This is a genomic window from Streptomyces botrytidirepellens, from assembly GCF_003721215.1.
In the GTDB taxonomy this organism is placed as follows: domain Bacteria; phylum Actinomycetota; class Actinomycetes; order Streptomycetales; family Streptomycetaceae; genus Streptomyces; species Streptomyces himastatinicus.
The window spans coordinates 1-7,141 of sequence record NZ_RIBZ01000701.1 but is presented as its reverse complement, the minus strand read 5'-3'; the positions used below and the strand labels follow the sequence as shown (position 1 = coordinate 7,141).

The following is a 7,141-nucleotide window of genomic DNA, read 5'->3' as shown; positions in this document are numbered from 1 at the left end:
GGGGGCCGCGGCGGCCCCGGGGGCGGCGCGGACCGGCGGAGAGCGCGGCCGAGGCGTTCCACCGGCACCGGCAGGAGCAGGGGCGGCGGGCCCGGCTGCTGGGCATGCTGCTCGTGCCGCTGGACGCCGACCTCGCCGTACCGCTGCGGCGGGCGCCCGACGTGCGGGAGGCGTGCGCGCAGGTGTACGGCGCGGCGCACGGCCCCTCGGTGATCTCGCTGCGGGAGTTACTCGGCCTGATCGGCGCGCACGAGTGGCGCGAGAAGGGCGTCGAGATCCCGGCGCTCGGCGGCGACCGTGTCCATCCGTACTACGGGGTCTTCTCCCCGGTGCGCGGCGAATACGTCGACCTGGTGGCCGAGGCCCCGCTGCCCGCCTCCCGCACGGCCGCCTTCGACATCGGCACCGGGTCGGGCGTGCTGGCCGCCGTGCTCGCGCGGCGCGGCATCGAGCGCGTGGTGGCCACCGACCAGGACGAGCGGGCGCTGGCCTGCGCGCGGGAGAACGTGGCGCGGCTGGGGCTCGCCGACCGGGTGGAGGTGGTCCGCGCGGACCTCTTCCCGCCGGGCCGCGCCCCGCTGGTGGTCTGCAACCCGCCCTGGGTCCCGGCCCGCCCCAGCTCGCCGGTCGAGTACGCCGTGTACGACCCCGGAAGCCGCATGCTGCACGGCTTCCTGAACGGTCTCGCGGACGCCCTCACTCCCGGAGGCGAGGGCTGGCTCATCCTCTCCGACCTCGCCGAGCACCTGGGGTTGCGGACCCGGGAGGAGCTGCTGGGCGCGTTCGAGTCCGCGGGGCTGCACGTCGTCGACCGGCTGGACACCCGCCCCGCCCACCCCCGCGCGACCGACCCCACCGACCCGCTGCACGCGGCCCGGGCGGCGGAGGTGACGTCACTGTGGCGGCTGGCAGCGGGGTGAGGAATGGTTTGGGGTCGCCGGTCCCGGGTTACCGGTTTTCGGCACGGCAGGATTGACCTTGCCCCCTGCCGAGCCCCCACGACCCCATGGAGACCGCCATGAAGCTCGCCTTCTCGACCCTCGGCGTCCCCGGTATGCCCATGACCGACGTCGCCCGGCTCGCCGCCGGGAACGGGTACCACGGTGTCGAGCTGCGCGCGCACCCCGAGGAGCCGGTGCACCCCGGGATCGGGGCGGACGAACGCGCTCGGGTGGCCGGGGAGTTCCGGGACGCCGGGGTGGACATCCTGACCGTCGCCGGGTACGTACGGGTCGCGGCGGAGGGCCCCGACGAGCCGGTGCTGACGGGGCTGCGGGAACTCCTCGCGCTCGCCCACGACCTGGGCGCGGCCAACGTCCGCGTGTTCCCGGGCGGCGGCGACCGGGACCCCGCCGAGGCCGACGCCTCGGCCGCCGCCCGCCTGGGCGACGCGGCGCCGTACGCCACGGAGCTGGGCGTACGGCTGCTGCTGGAGACCCACGACTCGCACCGCACCGGCGCCGACGCGGCCCGCGTCCTCGGGCCGGTCGGGCACGGCAGTGTCGGCGCGATCTGGGACGTGATGCACCCCTGGCTGGGCGGCGAGGACCCCGCCACCAGCTACGCGGCGCTCTCGCCGCACCTGGGCTACGTCCAGGTCAAGGACATCGCCTCAGCGGATGACACCACTCCGCTGGCGCTGGGCGCGGGCGTGCTGCCGCTGACCGAGTGCGTGGAGCTGCTCAGCCGGGAGGGCTGGGACGGCTGGCTGTGCTGGGAGTACGAGAAGCGGTGGTACCCGCAGGCCCAGGAACTCCCGCCGCTGCTGGCCCCGGGCCGGGACCACCTGCTGCGGCTGCTCGCCGACGCGGCCTGAGCCGGAGGAGGCGTACGGACGGGAGCGACGTCAGCGCCACCCCGCCCACCAGCAGGGCCGCCGCCAGCCAGCGCAGCGGGCTGATGCCCTCCCCCAGCACCAGCGCCGCCGAGGACATGCCGAAGACCGGCACCAGCAGGGAGAAGGGCGCGACCGCGGAGGCGTCGTAGGTGCGCAGCAGGAAGTTCCACAGGCCGAAGCCGAGCACGGTGGAGACCCAGGCGACGTAGACGATGGCGCCCCCGCCGGCCCAGTCGAGCGTGGCCAGCGCGTGCAGGCCGGGGGCCGCGCCCTCGAACACCAGCGACAGGCCGAGCAGCGGCAGTACGGGCACCAGGCTCACCCACACCATGAAGCTCAGCGGGTCGGGCGGGGCGGCCTTGCGGGTGAGGACGTTCGAGACGCCCCAGAAGGCCGCGGCCGCGATGACGAGGACGAAGCCGATCAGCGGGCCCGAGGTGCCCTCGTCGACGGCGGCCACGGCGATACCGCCGAGCGCCACCGCCATGCCGAACAGCCGTCGGCGGCCGGGGCGTTCGCCGAGTACGGCGGCCGCGAACAGCGCGGTGAACACCGCCTGGACCTGGAGCACCAGCGAGGACAGCCCGGCCGGCATCCCCTGGTGCATCCCGATGAACAGCAACCCGAACTTCGCCACGCCCAGCGCGAGCCCGACCCCCAGGATCCACCGCCAGGGGACCCGCGGCGGGCCGACGAGGAAGATCGCGGGCACCGCCGCCACCAGGAAGCGGAGGGCACAGAAGAGAAGGGGCGGCATGTGGTCGAGGCCCACCTCGATGACCACGAAGTTGACGCCCCACAGGGCCGTGACGAGCACGGCGAGGCCGATGTGTGCAGGTCGCATAGGTCGAGGATCGGGGGCGGGACCTTTTAGCACCAGTCCGGATGACTTCATGGTTGGATGCAGAAAACATGAAAGGTGGGAGGTGGGGGCGATGCTCGATCTGTCCCGGCTGCGGGCGCTGCACGCGGTGGGCGTGCACGGTTCGGTCAGCGCGGCCGCCATCGCGCTCGGCTACACCCCGTCCGCCGTATCGCAGCAGATCGCCAAGTTGGAGCGGGAGACGCGGACCACGCTGCTGGAGCGGCAGGGCCGCGGCGTCGTCCTCACTGACGCGGCCCAGCATCTGGCCGCCACCGCCCAGCAGCTCCTCGCGATCGTGGAGCGCGCGGAAACCAGCCTGGAGGAACGGCGGGGACGGCCGACCGGGCGGCTGGTGATCGGCGCGTTCCCGTCCGCCGCACGCGGGTTGCTGCCCGCCGTACTGGCCCGGCTCGCCGCCGAGCACCCCTCGCTGGACGCCCGGCTCGTCGAGGTCGACCCGCACCTGTCGGTGGATCTGGCGGCGCAGGGCGTCATCGACCTGGCGGTCGCCCACGACTGGGACATCGCCCCGCTGCCCGCCCCGGACGGGCTGCGGCGCGCCCCGATCGGGGACGACCTGTGCGATGTCCTCGTACCGGTCGGGCATCCGCTGGCGGGGCGGGAGACGCTGCGGCGGGAGGATCTGCCGGGACAGCGGTGGATCTGCCAGCCGCCGGGGACGGTGTGCCACGACTGGCTCGTACGGACGCTGCGGGCGTCGGGGCACGAACCCAACCTGGTCTACCAGGCGGCGGAGAACCACACCCAGATCGCCCTGGTGGCGGCGGGTCTGGGCATCGCCCTGATGCCACGCCTGGGCCGTGGCCCCCTGCCGGAGGGCGTGCGGGCGGTGCCCCTGGATCCGGTGCCGGTACGCCGCCTCTACGCCCTCTGGCGCGAGGGCGCCGCGCGCCGCCCCGCGATCACGGAGACGGTCGCGGTGCTCGGCGAGGAGTGGCCACGGCGCGTGGCCGCCGCGTGACGCCTCCGGCCGACGTTCCCCCGCCCGAACCGGCCGCGGTGCGAAGGGGCATGGCCGGAGCGACCGAACGCCGTCGCGCGGCGGTGAGCCCTTATGCCGGTGCGAACGCGGCCGCGGAGACGTCGCGTTCGAGTACCGCCCTGTGGAACTCGTAGGTGAGGATGTCAGAGATCTTGATCAGCAGGCAGTAGCGATCCTCCGAGGCGATCTCCCTGACCACCCGCGCGTACTCACGCCGGAGGAAGTGGATGGCGGCCTGGTTCGCCAGCGCGCTCTGCCCGCACACCAGGACCACGGGGCGGCTCGACTCCTGGGGGGTGAACTTCGCGACGAGGGCGTACTCCTCGTTGCCCTGATCGAAGAGGTACTGTTCGCCGCCGACCGAGAAGGCCACGGCCTCGGGCCGATCGCTGTAGGGGTGGATGGTGACGCCCGGCAGATGCGCGGCGAGGTGCCCACCGGCGCGGACATTGGCGTCGCCGAGGGGACCGCCGACACAGAACTCGGTGCGGTCGCCGTTGCTGCCGCGGAAGGAGCCGGAGGCCACCGAGACCTGACAGCCCAACTCGCCCGCGAGCATGGCCAGCTCCACCACGGCCCGCACGTCCCGGTGGTGCACGGCGCGAGGCGCGTTGTGCTTGTTCGGCAGCACGACGAGGCAGGTCTCGCCGGGCCTGACACCGAAGAAGCCCGCCTTCCTGTTCAGGGCCCGGGTGCGCTTGCCGCGCTCCCACAACCAGACGAACCCACCGCCCAGAAGGCTGGTCACCAGCCCCAGCGCTATGTTCGCGAGCGCGGAAAGAATCGCTCCCCCTCCCCTTGCGGATCGATCTCCCACCCCATTCTGCCCGCCCCGTGCGCGGAACCGGACCGCTCGGCGGGGCGTCCAACCGCCGTGCTGTTGGGGAGTCTCCGCACGGCGGTATCGGCCTCGCTGCTGGCTGCGTCGCTGGGACCACCCGCCTCGCCGCCTGCGGCCACCAGCACCCCGCCGCCGGCGCGCACCCCTCCCAGAGCGTCGGCGGCACGGGCCATATCATCGCGATCTTTACGGTGCCGAAAGACCGGCTGCCCGCCAGGCCACGCTTCGCCGCCTCTTGACGAGCGAAGTCGTCCGCTCCTGAACGAAGTTGAACCGAATCACTGGTTCCCATTGACCGGGCCCCACCCGGCACACCAGCGTGTCATATGAACGCCAGCCACCCCCTCCCGAGCCCGATGGAAGGAGTGCGGGTGCACAAGCCGACCTCGCGCCGCACCCTGCTCGCCGCGGCGACCGCCGCCGTCGCCAGCGCATGCAGCCCGCGGACGTTCAGCTCGCCCGCGACGTCCGCATCAGCGCCCACGTCAGCGTCCGCGTCCGCGTCGGCATCCGCCGCACCCTCGGCGTCCGCGGCGACGCGCCGGCCCGCCCCTACCCGGCGCAGTGACCGGGACCGCGCCTCGGCCCTGCTCGGCCGCATGACGCTGGACCAGAAGATCGGCCAGCTCTTCGTCCTGTCGGTGTACGGGCACTCCGCCACCGCGCCCGACCCCGGCGACGCCGCGGCCAACCGCAAGAAGTACGGCGTCGGCAGCGCCGCCGAGCTGGTGGCCAAGTACCACCTCGGCGGGATCATGTATACCGAGTGGGCGAACAACATCCGTGGCCCCCGGCAGATCGCCGCCCTCTCCAACGGCATCCAGAAGGCCGCCCTCGACGGCTCGACCCCCGTGCCCCTGCTCCTCTCCACCGACCAGGAGCACGGCATGGTGGCCCGGATCGGGGCGCCCGCCACGCTGCTCCCGGGGGCGATGGCGCTCGGTGCGGGCGGCCACGTGCCGGACGTGCGGGCGGCCGCCCGGATCGCCGGGGCGGAGCTGGCCGCGCTCGGCATCCGGCAGGACTACGCGCCGGACGCGGACGTCAACGTCGACCCGGCCAACCCGGTGATCGGCATCCGCTCCTTCGGCGCCTCCCCCAAGGCGGTCGCCCGGCTGGTCGCGGCCCAGGTCGAGGGGTACCAGGGCGCCGGGGTCGCGGCCACCGCCAAGCACTTCCCCGGGCACGGCGACACCTCCGTGGACAGCCATGTCGGACTGCCGACGATCACCCACTCCCGCAAGGAGTGGGAGCGGCTGGACGCGCCGCCGTTCCGCGCCGCGATCGCCGCCGGGATCGACTCGGTCATGACGGCGCACCTGCTGTTCCCCGCGCTCGACCCGGCTGACGACCCGGCCACGCTCTCCCGCCCCATCATCACCGGCGTCCTGCGCGAGGAGCTCGGCTACGACGGCGTCGTGATCACCGACTCGCTCGGCATGCAGGGCGTGCGCGAGAAGTACGGCGACGACCGGGTGCCGGTGCTCGCGCTGAAGGCGGGCGTGGACCAGCTGCTGACCCCGCCCGATCTGCCCGCCGCCTGGAACAGCGTGCGCGCGGCGGTACGGAAGGGCGAGATCAGCGAGGACCGGCTCGACGCGTCGGTGCTGCGCGTCCTGGAACTCAAGGCGCGCCGGGGGCTGCTGGACGAGCCGTACACCAGCGGCCGCGCGGTGGACCGTACGGTGGGCACCCGCGAGCACGCCGCGACCGCCGCGCGCATCGCGGACCGCACCACCACGCTGATCACCAACCGCGGCGGGCTGCTGCCGCTGTCCCGCCGCCGCCACCGCAAGCTGCTCGTGGTCGGCGTGGACCCCGCCGCCCCGACCGGCACCGGCGGCCCGCCCACGGCCGTCCTCGCCCGCGCCCTCGACGCGCTCGGCTTCACCGCGAAGGCCCTGTCCACCGGCACCGGCAGCGCGCCCGATCCGTCCCCGGCGCGGATCGACGAGGCGGTCGCGGCGGCGCGCGAACGGGACGCGGTGATCGTGCTGACCCGCGACGTCGACGCCGGGTCCGGTCAGCGGCGGCTGGTCTCGGAACTGTCCGCCACCGGGATGCCGGTGGTCCACGTCGCGATCAAGGACCCGTACGACATCGCCCAGTTGGGCAACGACCCCGGCGCGTCGCTGGCCACCTACGGCTGGACGGACGTCGAAGTGCGGGCCGCCGCCCGGGTCATCGCCGGGAAGCGGGACCCGCGCGGACGCCTGCCGGTGGCGGTGCGCCGCGCGGACGCCCCCTCCCGGGTGCTGTACCCGATCGGGCACGGGCTCTCGTACTGAGGCCGGTGGGCGGGGACAATCCCCCACCCCGCCCCTTCCCGAAACCGGGGGGCACCCCCGGACCCCAGGGCGGTACGCAGCTGCGGTGGGCGCTGGGCGCCGTGTTCGTCCGCCAAGGGCTGTCACAGGGGCTCATGCGGGCCCCGGCAGCGAGGCGGGGACGCCTACGGCCCACCACCACGGTTCCGGGCCGTGGCCACCGCAGGTTCGGGCCGCGCCCAGGGCCGGAGCCAGGCCAGGGCCGAGGCCCGGGGCCCGAAGCAGGGACCCGGTCCACCCGGGCCCGGGTGGGCCGGGGCGGCACGGG

At 74.4% G+C, this 7,141-nt stretch carries 6 protein-coding genes and 1 pseudogene; 4 read left to right on the top strand and 3 right to left on the bottom strand.

Annotated elements, in window-relative coordinates:
- Both EEJ42_RS36280 and EEJ42_RS36275 read left to right on the top strand, forming a co-directional pair.
- Positions 1-920 (top strand): methyltransferase (locus EEJ42_RS36280; RefSeq protein ID WP_148082151.1); only part of this gene is annotated, 920 nt, incomplete at its 5' end.
- 86 nt (positions 921-1,006) lie between these two features.
- Positions 1,007-1,684 (top strand): annotated as a pseudogene (locus EEJ42_RS36275) (sugar phosphate isomerase/epimerase family protein); the annotation flags it as partial.
- Here EEJ42_RS36275 and EEJ42_RS36270 read toward each other — a convergent pair.
- Complete coding sequence (locus EEJ42_RS36270) at positions 1,683-2,681, bottom strand: EamA family transporter (protein ID WP_425473012.1); 999 nt, start codon at positions 2,679-2,681, stop codon at positions 1,683-1,685. The pseudogene EEJ42_RS36275 and the gene EEJ42_RS36270 sit on opposite strands and share 2 nt — an antisense overlap.
- 91 nt (positions 2,682-2,772) lie before the next feature.
- On the opposite strand from EEJ42_RS36270, the gene EEJ42_RS36265 reads away from it, so the two are divergent.
- A complete protein-coding gene (locus EEJ42_RS36265; protein ID WP_123106449.1) occupies positions 2,773-3,684 on the top strand; it encodes a LysR family transcriptional regulator in 912 nt (303 codons plus the stop codon).
- A 91-nt stretch (positions 3,685-3,775) separates the two neighbouring features.
- On the opposite strand, the gene EEJ42_RS36260 is transcribed toward EEJ42_RS36265, so the two are convergent.
- The gene (locus EEJ42_RS36260; protein WP_246097596.1) at positions 3,776-4,453 is read right to left on the bottom strand and encodes a hypothetical protein; all 678 of its coding nucleotides are present in this window, start codon (positions 4,451-4,453) and stop codon (positions 3,776-3,778) included.
- Between the two features lie 415 nt (positions 4,454-4,868).
- Positions 4,869-5,147, bottom strand: coding sequence for a hypothetical protein (locus EEJ42_RS53410; RefSeq protein WP_246097595.1), 279 nt, complete (start codon positions 5,145-5,147; stop codon positions 4,869-4,871).
- Here EEJ42_RS53410 and EEJ42_RS36255 point away from each other — a divergent pair.
- Positions 5,146-6,834: a glycoside hydrolase family 3 protein gene (locus tag EEJ42_RS36255; RefSeq protein WP_246097594.1), complete on the top strand. Its 1,689-nt coding sequence runs from the start codon at positions 5,146-5,148 to the stop codon at positions 6,832-6,834. The genes EEJ42_RS53410 and EEJ42_RS36255 overlap by 2 nt on opposite strands.
- Positions 6,835-7,141 lie beyond the last annotated feature (307 nt).